General features: G+C 65.5%; 13 protein-coding genes. 5 read left to right on the plus strand and 8 right to left on the minus strand.

Features of this window, described 5'->3' with window-relative positions; all coding sequences use genetic code 11:
- Positions 1-61: 61 nt before the first annotated feature.
- Both htpX and CAG29_RS21970 read right to left on the minus strand, forming a co-directional pair.
- On the minus strand, positions 62-949 hold the full coding sequence (gene htpX, locus CAG29_RS21965; protein WP_085577966.1) for a protease HtpX: 888 nt from the start codon (positions 947-949) through the stop codon (positions 62-64).
- Between the two features lie 305 nt (positions 950-1,254).
- Positions 1,255-2,466 (minus strand): pyridoxal phosphate-dependent aminotransferase, encoded by a 1,212-nt coding sequence (locus CAG29_RS21970; protein ID WP_007955711.1) that lies wholly within the window; start codon positions 2,464-2,466, stop codon positions 1,255-1,257.
- 224 nt (positions 2,467-2,690) lie between these two features.
- Here CAG29_RS21970 and msrB point away from each other — a divergent pair, with 224 nt between their 5' ends.
- The 3 genes from msrB to CAG29_RS21985 all read left to right on the plus strand — a co-directional run bounded on the left by msrB (position 2,691) and on the right by CAG29_RS21985 (position 4,131).
- Positions 2,691-3,086, plus strand: a complete 396-nt coding sequence (msrB, locus tag CAG29_RS21975) for a peptide-methionine (R)-S-oxide reductase MsrB (RefSeq protein ID WP_085656881.1) — start codon at positions 2,691-2,693, stop codon at positions 3,084-3,086.
- Positions 3,087-3,187: 101 nt separating this feature from the next.
- Complete coding sequence (locus CAG29_RS21980; protein ID WP_085577965.1) at positions 3,188-3,673, plus strand: glutathione peroxidase; 486 nt, start codon at positions 3,188-3,190, stop codon at positions 3,671-3,673.
- Positions 3,670-4,131: a MarR family winged helix-turn-helix transcriptional regulator gene (locus CAG29_RS21985; protein ID WP_085577964.1), complete on the plus strand. Its 462-nt coding sequence runs from the start codon at positions 3,670-3,672 to the stop codon at positions 4,129-4,131. Before CAG29_RS21980 ends, CAG29_RS21985 begins: the two co-directional genes overlap by 4 nt.
- On the opposite strand, the gene CAG29_RS21990 is transcribed toward CAG29_RS21985, so the two are convergent.
- Positions 4,115-6,436: a response regulator gene (locus CAG29_RS21990; protein WP_085577963.1), complete on the minus strand. Its 2,322-nt coding sequence runs from the start codon at positions 6,434-6,436 to the stop codon at positions 4,115-4,117. The two genes, CAG29_RS21985 and CAG29_RS21990, sit on opposite strands and share 17 nt — an antisense overlap.
- 170 nt (positions 6,437-6,606) lie before the next feature.
- Here CAG29_RS21990 and CAG29_RS21995 point away from each other — a divergent pair, with 170 nt between their 5' ends.
- Both CAG29_RS21995 and CAG29_RS22000 read left to right on the plus strand, forming a co-directional pair.
- Entirely contained in the window at positions 6,607-7,497 is an 891-nt protein-coding gene (locus tag CAG29_RS21995; protein WP_085577962.1) for an ATP-binding protein, read from the plus strand.
- Positions 7,494-7,976 (plus strand): GAF domain-containing protein, encoded by a 483-nt coding sequence (locus CAG29_RS22000; RefSeq protein ID WP_085577961.1) that lies wholly within the window; start codon positions 7,494-7,496, stop codon positions 7,974-7,976. The genes CAG29_RS21995 and CAG29_RS22000 overlap by 4 nt, the downstream gene beginning before the upstream one ends.
- On the opposite strand, the gene CAG29_RS22005 is transcribed toward CAG29_RS22000, so the two are convergent.
- The 5 genes from CAG29_RS22005 to CAG29_RS22025 form a co-directional block, all read right to left on the minus strand.
- On the minus strand, positions 7,977-10,922 hold the full coding sequence (locus tag CAG29_RS22005) for an HD domain-containing phosphohydrolase (protein ID WP_085695136.1): 2,946 nt from the start codon (positions 10,920-10,922) through the stop codon (positions 7,977-7,979).
- A 48-nt stretch (positions 10,923-10,970) separates the two neighbouring features.
- The gene (locus CAG29_RS22010) at positions 10,971-14,624 is read right to left on the minus strand and encodes a transporter substrate-binding domain-containing protein (protein ID WP_085656865.1); all 3,654 of its coding nucleotides are present in this window, start codon (positions 14,622-14,624) and stop codon (positions 10,971-10,973) included.
- A gap of 8 nt (positions 14,625-14,632) precedes the next feature.
- Positions 14,633-15,259: a response regulator transcription factor gene (locus CAG29_RS22015; protein WP_085577958.1), complete on the minus strand. Its 627-nt coding sequence runs from the start codon at positions 15,257-15,259 to the stop codon at positions 14,633-14,635.
- 343 nt (positions 15,260-15,602) lie between these two features.
- The gene (locus CAG29_RS22020; RefSeq protein ID WP_085577957.1) at positions 15,603-16,931 is read right to left on the minus strand and encodes a deoxyguanosinetriphosphate triphosphohydrolase; all 1,329 of its coding nucleotides are present in this window, start codon (positions 16,929-16,931) and stop codon (positions 15,603-15,605) included.
- 68 nt (positions 16,932-16,999) lie between these two features.
- Positions 17,000-18,163, minus strand: a complete 1,164-nt coding sequence (locus tag CAG29_RS22025; protein WP_085695137.1) for an EAL domain-containing protein — start codon at positions 18,161-18,163, stop codon at positions 17,000-17,002.
- Between the last annotated feature and the right edge of the window lie 65 nt (positions 18,164-18,228).

The raw sequence follows: 18,228 nt of genomic DNA on the forward strand, positions 1-18,228 counted from the left end.
AATGAACCGTATCAAAAAAAAGGCCCGCATCGCTGCGGGCCTTTCTGTTGTTGCGTGGAAATCAACCGCGACGGCGCAGGGCGTCGATGCGTTCTTCCAGCGGCGGGTGGCTCATGAACATGCGGGCCAGGCCCTGCTTGATGCCGCCGTTGATGCCGAACGCGTTCAGGGTGTCGGGCATGTGCACCGGCAGGCCCTGTTCGGCGCGCAGGCGTTGCAGGGCGCCGATCATCGCGCTGGTGCCGGCCAGGCGTGCGCCGGCTTCGTCGGCACGGTATTCGCGCTTGCGCGAGAACCACATCACGATCGCGCTGGCCAGGATGCCCAGCACCAGTTCGGCGAAGATGGTCGCCACGTAGTAGGCGATGCCCTGGCCTTCTTCGTTCTTGAAGATGACCTTGTCGACGAAGTTGCCGATGATCCGGGCGAAGAACATCACGAAGGTGTTCACCACGCCCTGGATCAGCGCCAGGGTGACCATGTCGCCGTTGGCGACGTGGCCGATCTCGTGGGCCAGCACGGCCTTCACTTCATCGGGCGAAAAGCGCTCCAGCAGGCCCTGGCTGACGGCCACCAGTGCGTCGTTCTTGTTCCAGCCGGTGGCGAAGGCGTTGGCCTCGTAGGCCGGGAAGATCCCGACTTCGGGCATCTTGATCCCGGCTTCCCGGGACAGTTGCTCGACGGTTTGCAGCAGCCATTGCTCGTGCCGGGTGCGCGGCTGGCTGATGATCTGGGTGCCGGTGCTCATCTTCGCCATCCACTTGGAGATGAACAGCGAGAACAGGGAGCCGGCGAAACCAAAGACGGCACAGAAGACCAGCAGCTGATTGAGGTTGAGGTCAACCCCGTTGGCCGCCATGAACCCGTTGAAGCCGAACAGGCTCAGGGTGATGCTGGCTATCAGCACGACCGCCAGGTTAGTGGCCAAGAACAGCAGGATGCGCATCATGGTTGTAGAAATCTCCTCAAGCTAAAGATGTAGCGTACTGCGGGGTATATAAGGTGCGGCACCTGGCGATTCAACCGGGTGACTATTTCAAACTGTGTCCTACAGCGGATTCCGTGACGTTCGCCGCGTTTTCCGTCATCCGTCGGCACCGGGGCGTCGGACGACGGCCACCCGCCGACGCGGCACCGGCCGTGTATGGCCGGTGCGCATCGCAAGTCTAGAAGCTGTTTCGGGGCGGGTGACGCAGAAGTGTTGCTGAATCCGTCAGTGCGCAACGTTCGGCGCGTTGCGCAGCGGACCGCCGGTCACTGGCGGTAGGATTTGAGGAAGTTGCCGATCCGGCCGATGGCCATGTCCAGGTCATCGACCCGCGGCAAGGTGACGACGCGGAAGTGGTCAGGCCACGGCCAGTTGAACGCCGTGCCTTGCACCACCAGCAGCTTTTCGGACAGCAGCAGGTCGAGGACGAACTTCTCGTCGTTGTGGATCGGGCAGACCTTCGGGTCGATCTTGGGGAACGCGTAGAGCGCGCCCATCGGCTTGACGCAGCTGACGCCCGGAATGTCGTTGAGCAGTTCCCAGGTGCGGTTGCGCTGCTCCAGCAGGCGGCCTTGCGGCAGCACCAGGTCGTTGATGCTCTGGTAGCCGCCCAGGGCGGTCTGGATGGCGTGCTGGCTCGGCACGTTGGCGCACAGGCGCATGTTGGCCAGCATGTCGATGCCTTCGATGTAGCTGTGAGCGTTGTGTTTCGGCCCGGAAATGGCGATCCAGCCGGAGCGGAAACCGGCCACGCGGTACGACTTGGACAGACCGTTGAAGGTCAGGCACAAAAGGTCCGGCGCCAGCGAAGCGGTGCAGATGTGCACGGCGTCGTCGTAGAGGATCTTGTCGTAGATCTCGTCGGAGAACACCACCAGGTTGTGCTGACGGGCCAGTTCGAGCATGCCCAGCAGCACTTCCTTCGAATACACCGCGCCGGTGGGGTTGTTCGGGTTGATGATCACCATCGCCTTGGTGTTCGGGGTGATCTTGGCCTTGATGTCGGCCAGGTCCGGGAACCAGTCGGCGCCCTCGTCGCACAGGTAATGCACCGCGTTGCCGCCGGCCAGGCTCACGGCGGCGGTCCACAGCGGGTAGTCCGGCGCCGGCACCAGCACTTCGTCGCCGTTGTTGAGCAGCGCCTGCAGCGACATCACGATGAGCTCGGACACGCCGTTGCCCAGGTAGATGTCTTCGATGCCGACGCCTTCGACCTGCTTCTGCTGGTAGTACTGCATGACGGCCTTGCGCGCGCTGAACAGGCCTTTGGAGTCGCTGTAGCCCTGGGCGGTCGGCAGGTTGCGGATCACATCCTGGAGGATTTCGTCCGGCGCTTCGAAACCAAAGGGCGCCGGGTTGCCGATGTTCAGCTTGAGGATGCGGTGGCCTTCCTCTTCCAGGCGTTTGGCGTGCTTGAGCACCGGGCCGCGAATGTCGTAGCAGACGTTGGCGAGCTTGTTCGATTTGCTGAACTGCATGGCGATGTGATCCCGAAAATGAACGATCCAGGCGGCGGGTGGACAACCGGGCTGGGATTCCTGCGTCTTCGCACAGGAAGGCATTCTGGGCGGCGGTTTCCGGAATTCGTTTGAATGCGCAGGAACCCGCTGCCAGACTGGCGTGTGACGAGGCGCAATCATACGTGCCGCCCGATCCGTGGAAAAGGTACAGATCGGGCTTTTTCAGCCGCTGAGGTGTGATGATGGAAAAGATCGAAAAAACCCTGGAGGAATGGCGTGCGATGCTCGATCCTGAGCAGTTCAACGTGTGCCGGCTGAGCGCCACCGAGCGCCCGTTCTCCGGCAAGTACAACGCCACCAAGACCGATGGCGTCTACCATTGCGTGTGCTGCAACGAGCCGCTGTTCGATTCGCAGACCAAGTTCGACTCCGGTTGCGGCTGGCCGAGTTTCTACGCGCCGATCGGCGAAAGCGCCATGATCGAGATCCGCGACCTGAGCCACGGCATGATCCGCACCGAAGTGAAGTGCGCCCGGTGCGACGCGCATCTGGGCCATGTGTTCCCCGACGGCCCGCCGCCCACCGGGCTGCGTTACTGCATCAACTCGGTGTGCCTGGATCTGGTGCCGCGCGGGTAGGTGTCGCCGGCGATCCACGGGTCGCCGTTCGGTAAATTAAATTGCACGCAATTTAATTGGTCGCTATTTTTACGGCTCCTTAACTTCCAAGAGTGCGCACCATGAGCGACAGCCTGCTGAACATCCCGTGCACCACCATCAAGGGCGAGCAGAAGACCCTCGCCGATTTCGCCGGCAAGGCGGTGCTGGTGGTGAACACCGCCAGCAAGTGCGGGTTCACCCCGCAGTACAAAGGGCTGGAGGAACTCTGGCAGAGCTACAGGGATCGCGGCCTGGTGGTGCTGGGGTTCCCGTGCAACCAGTTCGGCAAGCAGGAACCGGGCAACGAAGGCGCGATCAGCGAGTTCTGCGAGCTGAACTACGGCGTCAGTTTCCCGCTGTTCAAGAAGATCGACGTCAACGGCGCCGCTGCGCACCCGTTGTTCGTGCAGCTCAAGAAGCGTGCGCCGGGGGTGCTGGGCTCCCAAGGCATCAAATGGAACTTCACCAAGTTCCTGATCGGCAAGGACGGCAGCCTGGTCAAGCGCTTCGCCCCGGCCACCAAGCCGCAGGACCTGCGCCGCGAGATCGAAGACCTGCTCAAATGACCGACTTGCCCGCCGACGCGCTGAAGCTCGACACCCAGTTGTGCTTCAAGCTGTACGCCGCCTCCCGGGCGGTGATCCGCGCCTACCGGCCGATGCTCGATGAGCTCGGCCTGACCTACCCGCAGTACCTGGTGATGCTGGTGCTGTGGGAGTGGCAGGACGAGGCGCCCGAACAGCCGACCGTCAAGGCGCTGGGCGAGCGCCTGGCGCTGGACTCCGGCACGCTGACCCCGCTGCTCAAGCGTCTGGAGCAATTGGAGTGGGTGCAGCGCCGGCGTTCGGCACGGGACGAGCGCGAGGTGCACCTGAGCCTGACGCCGTCCGGACAGGCGCTGCGCGAGCAGGTCGGGCCGCTCAAGGCGCGGTTGCTGTGCGACAGCGGGGTCGACCTGGACCGGCTCGGCGAACTGCGCGACGGCCTCGACCGACTGCTGGGCCTGATCAAAGCGGCGTCATAGTCGGTATCCACTGGTCCAGCAGCGCCGCCAGCTCCTCGCGGCGGAACGGTTTGGCCAGATAGTCGCTCATCCCCGCCGCCCGGCAGCGCTCGCGCTCCTCGGACATGGCGTTGGCGGTCAGGGCCACGATCGGCAGATGGGGCCAGCGACCGCTGCGGCGGATCTGCCGGCTCGCCTCGTAGCCGTCCATCACCGGCATGTTGCAGTCCATCAGCACCAGGTCGAAGGCGTCGTTCTCCAGTTGATCCAGCGCCTCGGCGCCATGGGCGGCCACCACGACATCGCAGCCGAGCTTGCCGAGCATGCCTTTGGCCACCAATTGGTTGACCGGATTGTCCTCCACCAGCAGCACGCGGCCGCGTCGCTGGGTCGGCAGGGTCTCCAGGCGGGCCTCGTCGAGGGTGGCGACGTTCGGCTGCAGGATCCGCCGCAGGGTCTGGTACAGCGCATTGCGGGCCAACGGACGGCCCTGCTGCTGCAGCGGCGCAAGGGCGGCGGCCTCTTCCGAAGGCATGAAGCTGCCGTAGGCGGTCACCAGCAGGATCGGGGCTTTGAGAGTAGGGCGCAGGCCGAACAGGCATTCCGGACAGTCCGTGATCAGCACGTCCGGCGAGAGGCCCAGCAGCGAATCCTCGATCGAGCGCCGCTCGTACGCCAGGCCCCAGGTCGGCAGCAGGTTGTTCAGCAGCTCCGCCAGACCGCTGCTGGCGGCCGTGATGGCGAGCACCTTGCCGTGCAGCGGCGCCGGCGCCACGGCGCGGGTGTGGCAGGGCAGCGGCAGTTCGGCGCAGAACTGGCTGCCGAAACCGACTTCGGAACTGATCGTCAGGCGGCCCTGCATGGCTTCGCACAGGTTGTGCGTGAGCGCCAGGCCCAGACCGGTGCCGCCGAACTGCCGGGTGATGCCGGCGCCGGCCTGGGTGAACGGCTGGAAGATCTTCACCTGGGCTTCCCGGGCGATGCCGATGCCGGTGTCGCAGACTTCGATGCGCACGCCGTCCTTGTGGGTGGTCAGGCGCACATCGACCCGGCCGAAGCGGGTGAACTTGAGGGCGTTGGACAGCAGGTTGCTGACGATCTGCCGTACCCGGGTCGGGTCGCCCAGCACCAGCGCGGGGAAGTGCGGGTCGATCAGGCAGGTCAGCTCGACGCTCGGCGCCGCGTTCTGCGACAGCAGGTTGGCGGTGTCCTCGATCAGCGAGCCGAGGTCGAACGGGATGTTCTCCAGCTCCAGTTGGCCGGCGTCGAACTTCGACAGGTCGAGGATATCGTTGAGCAGTTCCACCAGCACCTTGCCCGAGTCGTGGGCGATCGACAGCTGTTGTTGCTGTTCGGCGCTCAGGGGGCCGTCGAGGGACAGGGCGATCATGCCCAGCAGGCCGTTGAGCGGCGTGCGGATCTCATGGCTCATGTTGGCGAGGAACGCCGAGCGCGCTTCGGCCATGTCCAGCGCCGTGCTGCGGGCCACTTCCAGCTCCTGGTTGGACTGGCTGAGCCGGCTGTTGATCGCCTTGAGCTCGGCGGTGCGGGCCGAGACGATGTCTTCCAGCTGGGCGAGGTAGTCGGTCAGGCGGTTCTCCGCGTTGCGTCGCTGCTGGATCTCCGTGGCGATGTTCTCGAACTGCTGGTTGGCGACCTCGACCAGCACGCCGATCTCGTCGTTGCCGTGCCCGTTCGGGCATTCGAGCGGCTTGGGTTGGGCGCTGCGCGGATCGCGGCCGCTGAGCTCGCGGATCACCCGCACCAGCGGTTTGGTCAGCATCACGTAGAACAGCGCCAAGAGGATACCGGTCAGGATCAGGCTGCGGGCGAAGCCGTTGAGCAGGGTGACTTCGGCCCGGCGCAGGAAGCGGCTGCCGAACGCGTAGGTGTCCACTTCCAGGCTCAGGGTGCCGAGGGACTCGTTGGGCAAGTGGTCGAGGTAGAGACGGTCCTCGAAGCGGCGCTTGGCGCCGAACAGGAAGTCGCTGACCATCCGGTAGCCGCTCTGGAACTCCGGGCGCTTGACGCTGGCCAGCACGTTGGCGTTGTTGTCGGTCAACTGCGCGGAGATGATGGCCGGCGAGCGCAGCAGGCCGAGGGTGAGCTCCTGGGCCAGTTCGGCGTCGATGTTGTAGGCGATGCGCGACGCCGGGTTGTGGCTGATTTCCAGCAGCGACAGGATTTCCCGGTTGATGGAGGCGTCTTCGCTGGCATAATCGATGCCGATCTGCAGCAGGCTGAGCAGCGTGCCCAGAATGAACCCGACCAGCACGGTGAGCCTGGCTTGCTTGTATGACAGCCGGTGGGTGAATTTGATATCCATGGGGTGTTGAATCACTTCCGTTTCCCTTCGCTGCTCAAGCATAGTCGATCATGTATGGATACCGGGGTTCCCGAATCGCCTTGTGACAAGGTCAGGAGCGGGGGTCGAACGTGGTAGGACGCGCATCGCTGCATCGTCATCATCTCTGTGAACGAGCCCGAGGAAAAGACGTGGATTCCCGATTGAATGCCTTTCTTGAGCGTGCCGAGTCGGTTCTGGCGCGGATCGAGCCGCTGTTGCCGGCGCCGCGCCCCGTCATCGACTGGAGCGCCTGCCTGGCGGCACGCTGGCAACGCGACGGCCGCAGCGGCTTTCTGCTGCCGCTGGAGGTCAGCCTCGACATGCGCCTGTCCGACCTGATCGGGGTCGAGCGGCAACTGGAGCAACTGGGGCAGAACACCCGCCAGTTCCTCGACGGCATGCCCGCCAACCATGCGCTGCTGTGGGGTTCGCGCGGCACCGGCAAGTCGTCCCTGGTGCGGGCGCTGTTGGCCGAGCATGCCGGCGCCGGGCTGCGGCTGATCGAGATCGAGCGCGATCACCTGGCGGACCTGCCGCGGGTGGTGGAGCAGATCGCCAAACTGCCGCAGCGCTTCGTGCTGTTCTGCGATGACCTGTCGTTCGAGGCCGGCGAAGGCGACTACCGGGTGCTCAAGAGCGTGCTGGACGGCTCCCTGGAGCAGGCGCCGGACAACGTGCTGCTGTACGCCACCTCCAACCGTCGCCATCTGGTGCCGGAAAAGGAAAGCGACAACGAAAACTGGAAGCGCGTCGAAGGCGAACTGCACCCCAGCGAAGCGGTTGAGGACAAGATCGCCCTGTCGGACCGTTTCGGCCTGTGGCTGTCGTTCTATCCGTTCACCCAGGAACATTTCCTCAACGTCGTCGAGCACTGGATCGGCCAGCTGGCCGCCAAGGCCGGGCTGGCCTGGCAGCGCGACGAAGCGCTGGACATCCTCGCCGTGCGCTGGGCCACCGGCCGCGGCAACCGCAACGGACGTTGCGCGTACCAATTCGCCCGTTACTGGGTGGGACTGAAATTGTTGGAGCACAAGGCATGATTGATTTGAAGCAGAGCGGCCAGGGTCTTGAAGGCTACGGCCTGTTGGCCGCGCAACTGGAATCGCTGCTGGCGGACGAGCGCGATTTCATCGCCAACGCCGCGCAGTTCTCGGCGTTCCTGTTCACCCAGCTCGATGACCTGAACTGGGCCGGCTTCTACCTCAACCGCAACGAAGAGCTGGTGCTCGGCCCGTTCCAGGGCCAGATCGCCTGCGTGCGGATCCCGTTCGGCCGGGGCGTGTGCGGCACGGCGGCGGCCAGCCGGCAGACGCAGCGCGTCGAGGACGTCCATGCGTTCCCCGGCCACATCGCCTGCGACAGCGCGTCGAACAGCGAATTGGTGGTGCCGCTGGTCAAGGACGGGCGCCTGATCGGCGTACTGGATCTGGACAGCCCGAAGCTGTCGCGTTTCGGCGTCGCGGATCAGGCCGGCATCGAGCGTCTGGCCGACATTTTCCTGCGCCTGACCGACTGCTGATCAGGCCGCCAGGCCGGCCTTGCGCAACAGGCCGGCGGAATCCACCGCGTCGATCTGCCGGGGATCGAGGAAGCGCCGGGCGTATTGCAGGTAGATGCCTTCGCCGATGAACAGCCCGAACAGGTCGGCGTCGATGTGCGCCTCCCGGCACATGGTGGCCATGATGCCCAGCGCTTCGCTGAGGCTCTTGGCCTTCTTGTAGGGCCGGTCGGCGGCGGTGAGCGCCTCGAAGATGTCGGCGATCGCCATCATCCGGGCCGGCAGGCTCATTTCCTCGCGCTTGAGGCGTTTCGGGTAGCCGGTGCCGTCCATCTTCTCGTGGTGGCCGCCGGCGATCTCCGCGATGTTGCTCAGGTGCCCGGGGAAGGGCAGGTGGCTGAGCATCAGGATGGTCTGCACCATGTGGTGATTGATCACGTAGCGTTCTTCGCGGGTCAGGGTGCCCCGAGGGATGCTCAGGTTGTAGAGTTCGCCGCGGTTGTACTTGTAGCGCGGCACTTCCATCTTGAACCCCCAGGGATTGTCTTCGGCGATGAGCTCGCTGTCGGACCGTTCGAGCAGGTGCTCGGGCTTGTCGGCCAGCAGCGGCTCGCTGACCGGCAGCGTCGGCGCCGGCGTGCGCTCCTGGCGCCGGTTCTCTTCCCACGACACCCCCAGGCGGTCATCCAGCGTGCGCGTCCAGGTGCGCCGGGCGATGCTTGCCAGGCGCGCCAGGTCTTCTTCGGCCATAGCCTCGGCGCCGAGGTTGCAGCGGGCGACGAACGCAAACTCGTCATCCAGCCCGGCCAGCGCGGCATCGCGCAGGCCGGCCAGCTGCGCTTCGTCGCCGCCCTGGGCCAAGGCTTGCCAATAGGCGATCCAGGCATCGCGCTTGAGCACCTCGAAGCGGGTGCGGATTTCGTGGATGCGATCGTTCAGGGTCTCAAGTTTGGTGGCCTTGTCCACCACGTATTCGGGCGTGGTGACCTTGCCGCAATCGTGCAGCCAGGCAGCGATGTGCAGCGCTTCCCACTCGTCTTCGTTCGGCCGGTACCCGCTGAACGCCGGCGCTTGGCTCGCCGCGGCGGCGTGGGCGAGCATCAGGGTCAGCTCCGGCACGCGCTGGCAGTGCCCGCCGGTGTAGGGGCTCTTGGCGTCGATCGCGCTGGCGAGCAACTGGATGAAGGCGTCGAGCAGTTGTTTCTGGCGCGCCTGCAGACGCTGGCTTTCGATGCTCACGGCCGCCGCGCCAGACACCGCCTGCAGAAAGGCGATGCGGTCGGGCCGCAGTTTTTCCCGGTCGGCGGCGGTGCCGCTGTCGTTCACCAGCAGGACCAGCAGGCCGACCGTCTCGTTGTGCCGGTTGCGCAGGCGGATGCCGATCAGGTGCACCCGCGGTGCCGCCATGGCCAGCAGCACTTTCTGCAGGTCTTCGGCCTGCTCGAACCCCAGGTCGCTCACCACGTTGTCGGCTTGGGCCAGTTGCGCGAACCAGGCCGGGTTGTGGGCCGAGTCCAACTGGCGGCCGAGGATGCCGAACCTGGCCAGCGGCTGGGTGACCCCGTCGAGCACCAGCCCGGAAGGCTCCATCCGGTTGCCGTCGTTTTCGCGCAGATAAATCAGGCCGCCCTGGGCCTGGGCGATCTGCACCGTCTCGAACAGCACCCGTTGCAGCAACGGCGCGAAGCGGGTTTCGGCGGTCAGGCTGTCGGTGATGCGGAAGAAGCTGGCCAGCGTGTCTTTCATGCGCGCCATCGACAGGCTCAACTGGTCGACCTCCAGCACCGGAGAGCGCCGGGTCAGGGGGAAGCCGAAATCGAAGCTGCGGATCGCATCGGCCTCCCTGACCAGCGCATGCAGGGGCTTGACCAGAATCCGCGACGTCAGCCAGCCCAGCGGCAGGCACAGCAGAAGCGTGGCGAGGGTGATCAGTGCACCTTGCCAGCGCAGGCGGTAGGCATCGGCCAGCAGTTCGTCCTCCGGCACCAGCAACGCCAGTTGCAGGCCATTGGGGCCGCCTTCGGCCAGGTGGCTGCGGGCGACGATCCATTGCCGGCCGTCGGCCTCCAGACGGTTGCCCCGTTGCCCGCCGTTCAGCAGCGCGTGCAGGCCCGGGCTCAGGTCGGCGGCCTTCGCCAGGCGCGCGCTGCGGTCGTCGACGATCAGGCGGGCGCTGTCCGGGTAGGCCACGGCGTTGCCGGCGGCGTCGAACAGGGCGACCTGGGTGGAAGGCGTCACGACGTGCTTGCTCAAGGTCGCCGAGAGCGCCGCCAGCGTGAGGTCGGCGGCGATCACGGCGTCCCCGCCGCTGCGCCGCGCCAGGGTGGTGCCGACGTGGCGGGTGGAGAAAAACACGTAGGGCTCGGTGGTGATCTGCCCGGCCTGCTGCGTGGCGCTGACGTACCAGGCCCGTTCGCGGGGGTCGTAGGGATCGTCAGGGTTGTCCTGGCGGCCGACCGGGTTCAGGGCCCGGTCGACGAACAGCGATTGCGAGCGGACCTTGCCGCCGCTGTCGCGCTCGATGCTCCAGACCTGGTAGGCGGCCGCCTCCGGCGCCTTGAGCAAGGCCTTAAGCCCGTCGGTGCGCAGGGGCCGCACCATGAAGAAATCGCCGTTGCCGTAACCCAGGTACAGCGAGGCCAGGTCAGGGTTGTCCGTGAGCGCCTGGCTGAACGGCTTGAGCAGCGCCATGCGGGCTTCGAGGCTGGTGGTGCGGGTTGCGGGGCTGTCCGCCAACAGGCTCAAGAGGTGGCGGATCGGCTCATAGGTGTTCTGCAGGTCCAGGCGCACATCCTGCTCGATGCGGTCGAACAGTTTCTCGCTGCTGGCGAAGATGATCTGGGTGGTCTGGCGATAGTTGAAGAGACCGAGCACCACGCCCGTGAGCAACAGCAAAAAGGTGAACATCACGCTGATGTGCACGTGCAGGGGGAACCGGCGTCGTTCCGGGCGCAGTGGGCTGGGCATTGCGGTCACTCCGTGATGGGAAACACACTGCTCAGCGCTCAAGCATAGTTAAGGCTCGACCGTTCTGCCGTACGCGAGCCGGTCCAACTGCTGCTGCAGCGCCCGGTCCAGTTCGAGCAGGGCAAGATCGCTGCGTCGGCAGCGAAGGCGGATCTCGGTGGCCGGCAACGCTTGCGCGCAGGCTTGCTCCAACGCCTCGCAGCAGTCGATCACGCAGCCGGCCTGGACGATGCGTGCGGCGCCCTTGATCTTGTGGGCGAGCACGGCCAGCGCTTCGCGGTCGGCGGCTTCGGCCAACGCCTGCATCTGCTCGCGATCCCGACGGTTGCTGTTGAGCAGTTCGGCGAGCAAGCGTCGCGTCTGGGACGGATTGCCGCCCGTCAACGGCTTGAGCCCTTGAAGGCTGAGCGCCGGCGCCGCGACCGCGGCAGGCGCGGCGGGCGCGATGCCGTCCACCCATTGGCTGAGGACGCTCAGGCTCAAGGGCTTGAACAGGCAATCGTCCATGCCCGCCTGCCGGCAGCGTTGCAGCTCTTCGGGCTGGGCGTTGGCGGTGAACCCCAGCACCTTGCAGGGCGGGCGCCGGGTCTGGCGCTCAAGCCGACGGATGGCCTGCGTCAGCTCGTAGCCGTTCATGATCGGCATGTTGCAGTCGGCGATCACCAGATCGAAGCGGCCGGCCTTCCAGACCTCCAGGGCGCTGCGGCCTTCTTCCGCAACGCTGTAGGCATGGCCGAGGAACTCCAGTTGCTGGCACATCAGCAGGCGGTTGGCGGGATGGTCATCCACCACCAGCACGTTCAGGGGCGCGCCGGCGCGCCGCACCGGTTCATCGCGGCGCTCGACGACGGGGCTGGCGGGGCGGGCTTCCAGCGGCAGGGAGACGCTGACCTGCGTGCCGACGCCGGGCTGGCTGTTCAACTGCAGCCGGCCTTCCATCATTTCGCACAGGCTGCGGCTGATCACCAGCCCCAGCCCGGCACCGCCGTGGCTCTGCAGGCCGTGGTCGGCCTGGGCGAACGGCGTGAACAGCCGCTGTTGGTCTTCGGCGCTGATGCCGACGCCGCTGTCCTGAACGGTCAATCGCATGATCGGCCGCTCGGACCCGTCGGCATCCGGCAGGTCGAGGGTGACCTGGATCTGCCCGGCGTCGGTGAACTTGATGGCGTTGCTGATCAGGTTGGACAGAATCTGCTTGAAGCGCAGCGGGTCCAGGTACACATCCGCCGCGAGTCCAGGCGGGTTGACCGTCAGTTGCAGGGAGAGCTTCTTCTGGCGGGCCAGGCCGTCGAAGATCCTTGTCACCGAGCTGACCGTCTCCACCAGGCCGACCCATTCGGGGCTCAGGCTCAAGCGCCCGGACTCGATCCGGGCGATGTCGAGGATGTCGCCGATCAGGCCCAGCAGATCCCGGGCCGAGCGGTAGGCCGTCTCGATGGACGAGCGGTCAGGGTGATGCGCGTCCAGGCGTTCGAGCGTCAGTTCGAGCATGCCGATCACCGCGTTCATCGGGGTGCGGATCTCGTGGCTCATGGTCGCCAGAAAGGTGCTTTTGGCCCGGTTGGCGTTGTCGGCCTGTTCCTTGGCCGTGCGCAGTTCGTCCAGCAGGCGCCGGCGCTCGCTGATGTCGATCCAGCCGCCGATGATGCCCTGGACGTCGCCGCTGGAGTCGCGGTAGGGCAGGATCCAGTGGTAGATGGTCAGGCGCAGCCCGCCGATGTGCAGCGGACGGTCCTGGATCAGCGGCTTGCCTTGCGCCAGCACCCGGCGGTAGTCCGCCTGATAGGCCTGGGCCTCGAAGGCGTTGCCCTGGGCGCTGTGCATGACGCTTTTGCCGATCACGTCTTCGCGCCGGGCGTTGAAGGCCTTGAGGTAGCTGTCGTTGCAGCTTTGCAGCAACCCGTTGCGGTCGCGCACATAGATCGGATGGGGAGTGCCGTCGACCAGCGAGCGCATGAACTCGTATTGGTCGTTGAGGGCCCGTTCGGCGGCCTGGCGCTGTTTGATCTGGCGTCGCATGTAGGCATTCCAGGCCAGCGACAGCAGCAGGAGCAGGCAGGCGCCGGTCGCCACCTGGTAGAACAGGCGCCGGTAGTCGCGCCATGCGCCCTGGGAGGCTTCCGAGTAGCCGCGCCAGCGGCTGTTGATGATGCCGAGTTCCTCGGGCGAGATGCTCAGCAGCGCCTTGTCGAGGATCGCCACCAGTTCCGGGTTGGCGTGGGTGGTGGCCAGGGAGAACGCGGCCTGGCGCGTACCGAGGGTCGTGGTGATCTGCAGCCGGTGCTCGAAGATCCGCGACGAGATGAAGTAGTTGGCGATCACCAGCGAGGTCACCGCGCCGTCGACCTGCCCGCCGGCCAGCATCGCTACGGCGCTGAAGGTGTCCGGCGTCTCGACCAGGTCGATGCGCGGAAACTCGCGGCGCAGGTAGTCGATCATCGGGTTGCCCTGGGCGATCGCCACCGACCGGCCTTTCAGTTGCCCCGGGTGGGTGGGGCTGTCGGCGGCCTTGCGGGTCAGCAGGACGTGGGAGTTCTCCAGGTACGGGCGGCTGAAGCTCAGGTGCCGTTCGCGTTTGGCGCTGGGCAGCAGCGCGGCGATCAGGTCGGCCTGATTGTTTTCGAGCTGCCCGATCATGTCGCTGTCGCTGCGGCCGCGGCGGATGTCGAAGCGCAGGCCGGTGCGCAGGCGGATGAGTTCGAGCAGGTCGGCGGAGATCCCGCGCAGGTTGCCGTCGCTGTCGAAGAATGTCAGCGGGGCAAAGGCTTCGTTGACCACCACGCGCACCACCGGGTGGCGCTTGAGCCAGTCCTCTTCGCGGCGGGTCAGTTGCAGTTTGCGGTCGGTCAGCAGGATGTCGCTGCCGGCGCTCCAGCGTTTGGCGATGTTCGTCCGTTCGCTGCCGGGCACGCCCTTGAGCACCGTATCGACGATGCTCAGCAACTGTGGGTTGTCACGGTGGACGGCAAAGCTGAACCCATGGGCTTCGTGCTTGCCGAAGTTGGCCATGCGGATGTTGTTCAGGTAGCCCTTGTTGATCATGTAATGGGTGGAGACCGTGTCGCCGAGGAACACGTCGGCCTGATCGAACGCCACGGCGTTGAGGGCGTTCTGGTACGACGGGTAGACCGTGAGGACGGCCTTGGGGTAGAGCGCCTTGACTTCGTCGAGCGGCAGGTAGTGATAGACCATGCTCAGCCGCAGCCCGGCGAGGCCTTCGGTCAGCGATCGGGTTTCGCCCTCGCGGGTGACCAGCACCGGCTGGTCGATGGCGTAGGGTGTGGAGAGCACCACGTCGGGGTTGGCGGCTTCGAAGCCGTTGGCGGTGCCCAGCAGGTCGACCTCGCCGTCGACCAGGGCCTGCACCGCCTCATCCCGCGAGGCGTAATGACGGATGCGCACCGGCAGGCCGGTCGCCTGGCCCAGCAGACCTGCGTAGTCGGCGGTGAGCCCTTCGTAGTCGCGGCCGCTGGAGGTCATGTCGAACGGCGGGTAGTCCGGGGCGGAAGTGCCCAGAACCAGGGCCTTGCGGGTCTGCAGCCACTGCCGTTGCATGGCGTCCAGGGTGATCGGCGGCGCCATGTGCGTCGCGCGGCTGAGCAGGACGTAGTGCGGCGGGGAGGCAAACGCGACGAACGCGAGCACGGCCAGGCACAGGCCTGCGCACCAGGTCGTCAGTGTGAGCAGGAGTCGGCTGGGCATGCGGGCTCTCACACTAATGCGTTGCGTTTGGCCATTTCGATAAGTTCCACCAGAGACCGGGCCTTCAGTTTTTGCATCAGGCGCTTTTTATAGGTGCTGACGGTCTTGTTGCTCAGAAACATGCCCTTGGCGATTTCCTTGTTTGTCCGGCCTTGGGCAAACAACTGCAATACCATCAGTTCGCGGTCGTTGACGGACTTGAACAGTTCCAGTTCGGCATAACGGACATCGTCATTGCGCACGGGATTCAATGCTTGGCTGGGAAAGTAGTTGTAACCGGACAGCACCGCTTTGATCGCACTCACCAGTTCGCTCAGGTCTTCCTGTTTGCAGACATAGCCCGAGGCCCCCGACTGCATGCAACGGATGCCGAAGAGGGTCGGGCATTGGGCCGTCAGCACCAGTGTCTTGAGGGGCGACCCCATGGCGTTGAAGCGTGCGAGGACTTCCAGCCCGTCCAGCTTGGGAATGCTGATGTCGAGAATGATCAGGTCGGGCATGCACTCCCGCACCATCTGCATGGCGTCGACCCCGTTATCGGTTTCACCGACGACTTTGTAGCCTTCATGTTCCAGCAACATGCGAACGGCAAGACGGATGACCGGGTGATCGTCGACAATAAAAACGGAGTTCATATTCAAGTCCCATGCAAGCACGAATAAAGCGCGCACATTAGCTCAGATGAATAAGCGTCCGCAGGGACTGACTTGGCTCTAACGGCAATATAGGAATGTTCCTACATTTAAAAGGGAATGCGACTACTGTTGGGCTGGGTGTGGAGTAAGGAAGAGTAAATCGCCCTTCACTGTTTACTCTAAGTGTTAACGGTCTGCGTCCATTTGTTTTCCCCGATCCAGAGGGCACGGATCGGGCCGGGGCGGCGGTGGGGGCGGTTGTTTAATGTCCTTCACCTCCCGGCAAACCGGCCAGGGTGCCGGGCGCCTGAACGGTCGGCGGGGCGACCGTTCAGGCGTCCGGTCAATGGCTGGAGCGACCGGTCATCTCCAGCGCCATGTCGCTGGCGTAGCTGTCGGTCATGCCGGCGATGAAGTCGATCATGCGCAGGAACGAGGTGTGCAGCGGGCCGCGCGGATCCGGCGCGTTGTTGCCCAGCAGGTCGAGGATGCGCCGGCTCTTGAAGGACGGGGTGCGGCCGTTGTGCTGTTCCAGCGCGGCCCCGCAGAACGCGTTGAGCAGAATCTCCAGCGTCGTGTAGGCGCCGATCTCGTGCAGGGTCTTGCGCTTGTCCTGAAAGATCTTCTTGCGGGCGATGTCCTTGGCGTTCAGCACGCAGCGTTTGGCCGGGCCGTGCATGTGCTCCACGAGATCGCCGTGCAGGGTGCCGGCGAGCAGGGCGTCCTGCTGTTCGACGAAGGCCCGGGCCGCGGCGTTGGTCAGGTGTTCGATGGCCTTGCCACGCAGGATCGCCAGCTTGCGCCGCCGCGAATCCTGGGGGCCGAGCAGGCGATAGGTTTCCGGCAGGTCGTCGCCCACCAGGCCCAGCAGCAGGGACTCGACTTCGGCGTAGTCCAGCAAGTCCATCTCCAGGCCGTCTTCCAGATCGATCAGCGCATAGCAGATGTCGTCCGCCGCCTCCATCAGGTACACCAGCGGGTGGCGGGCCCAGCGCTGTTCCTCGAGCTGCGGCAGGCCGAGCTTGTGGGCGATCTGCTCCAGCAGGGGCAGTTCGCTCTGGTAGCAGCCGAACTTGTGCTTCTTGTAGCCCAGGGAGTCCGCGTGCCTGGCGGTCCACGGGTACTTCAGGTAAGTGCCGAGGGTGGCGTAGGTCAGTCGGGTGCCGCCGTCGAACTGGTGATATTCCAACTGCGTCAACACGCGGAAACCCTGGGCGTTGCCTTCGAAGTTGAGGAAGTCACCCCGTTCGGCCTCGCTCATCGCATCCAGCCAGCCGCGTCCGGCGGCCTGCTGGAACCAGTGGCGGATGGCGTCTTCGCCGGAGTGGCCGAACGGCGGGTTGCCGATGTCATGGGCCAGGCAAGCCGACTGCACCACCATGCCCAGGTCGCTCGGTTCGCACCATTCGGGCAGGACGCCGCGCAGGGTTTCGCCCACGCGCATGCCCAGCGAGCGCCCGACGCAGCTGACTTCCAGCGAATGGGTCAGGCGCGTGTGGATGTGGTCGTTGCTCGACACCGGGTGCACCTGCGTCTTGCGCCCCAGGCGGCGGAAGGCGCCGGAGAAGATGATCCGGTCGTGATCCTTGTGGAACGGGCTGCGGCCCAGTTCCTGCGGGCTGTGCAGCGGTTTGCCGAGGCGTTCGCGGTTGAGCAGGGTGTGCCAATCCAAGGCGGGGGCTCTCCATCGGATGAGTGATGGCCTAGCTTCCCGGTTCGGGCTGGCCTGCGCAAGCCCGGCTAGAGTCCGGCAGCGTCGATGTCGATCAGCAGCAGGCGTTCGCCGTCGTCGAAGAACTGTCCGGCGGTGAGGCAGTACTGGTTGCTGGTGGCGTCGCGGTAGGTGTCGGACAGGATCAGGCGCCGCTCCTCCCGGCCCTCGGCCAGCAAATGATGGAAGTATGGTCGCCACGACCAGTTATGGCCCATGTAGCGGTCATCGACGGTCCAGGCGCCGTGGCGCCATTCCAGGTTCGGCGTCAGTTGCGTGCCTTGGCGGTCGCACAGGTAGAACCGCAGCAGCCAGGCAAAGGCCTGCGGCTGCGGCAGGGCGCTGACTGGTGCGCCGGCCCCGGCCCAGGCTTGCAGGGCCGCCATCCATTCGGCCAGTTGCCGACGCAGCTCCATCAGCCGGCTGCGTTCGTTCAGCTTCTGGCGCACATAACGCTGACGCAGCGCCGCGAAGCGCTCGACGAAGGCATCCGTCTCGAAAAACGCTTCCTGCGCCCTGGCGAACAGGTAGCCCTGCACATAGCGCGAGCCGCACTCCAGCGCGTAGTTGAGCTGGGCCTCGGTCTCCACCCCTTCGGCGATGATCCGGCAACCGGTCTTCTCGGCCATCTGGGCCAGGGCCTTGACCACATCGCTGCTGGGCCCGCCGAGCGCGGCGGCCTGGAACAGGCGCATGTCGAGCTTGAGGATGTCCGGCTGCAGGGCCAGCACCCGGTCGAGCTGCGAGTGGCCGGCGCCGAAATCGTCGATGGCGATGCGGGCCCCGGCGTCGCGGTAGCGTGCGACGACTTGCGCCAGGCGCTGGCTGTTGCCGCCCAGTTCCGTGATCTCGAAGACGATCCGCTGCGCATCGACGCCGTGCCGGGCCAGCTGCTTGAGGCTGGGCAAGGCTTGCTCAGGGCGCAGGCGACTGATCCAGCGCGGCGACATGTTCAGGCTCAGGAACCAGTCCGCCGGCGCTTCGTGCAGGCGGCTCAAGGCGTTGTCGCGGATCTGCCGGTCGAGGCGCCGCAGGGCGATGGCGGGGGTGCGCGGGTCGGAGAACAGCGGCCCGACCGAGGTCAACCGGCCATCGGCCTGACGCAGGCGCCCCAGTGCCTCGACGCCTGCGATGCGTCCGGTGGCGGTATCGATGAAAGGCTGAAAGCAGGCGAGCGGTTGCCCGTCGATCACGAGGCCTCCTTAGTTATTCTTGTTCGGGTTCGGATGCCCGCCGGGCAGGCGGGCAGGGCCGGAAC

The sequence above is a fragment of the Pseudomonas sp. B7(2017) genome (assembly GCF_002112745.1).
In the GTDB taxonomy this organism is placed as follows: domain Bacteria; phylum Pseudomonadota; class Gammaproteobacteria; order Pseudomonadales; family Pseudomonadaceae; genus Aquipseudomonas; species Aquipseudomonas ekonensis.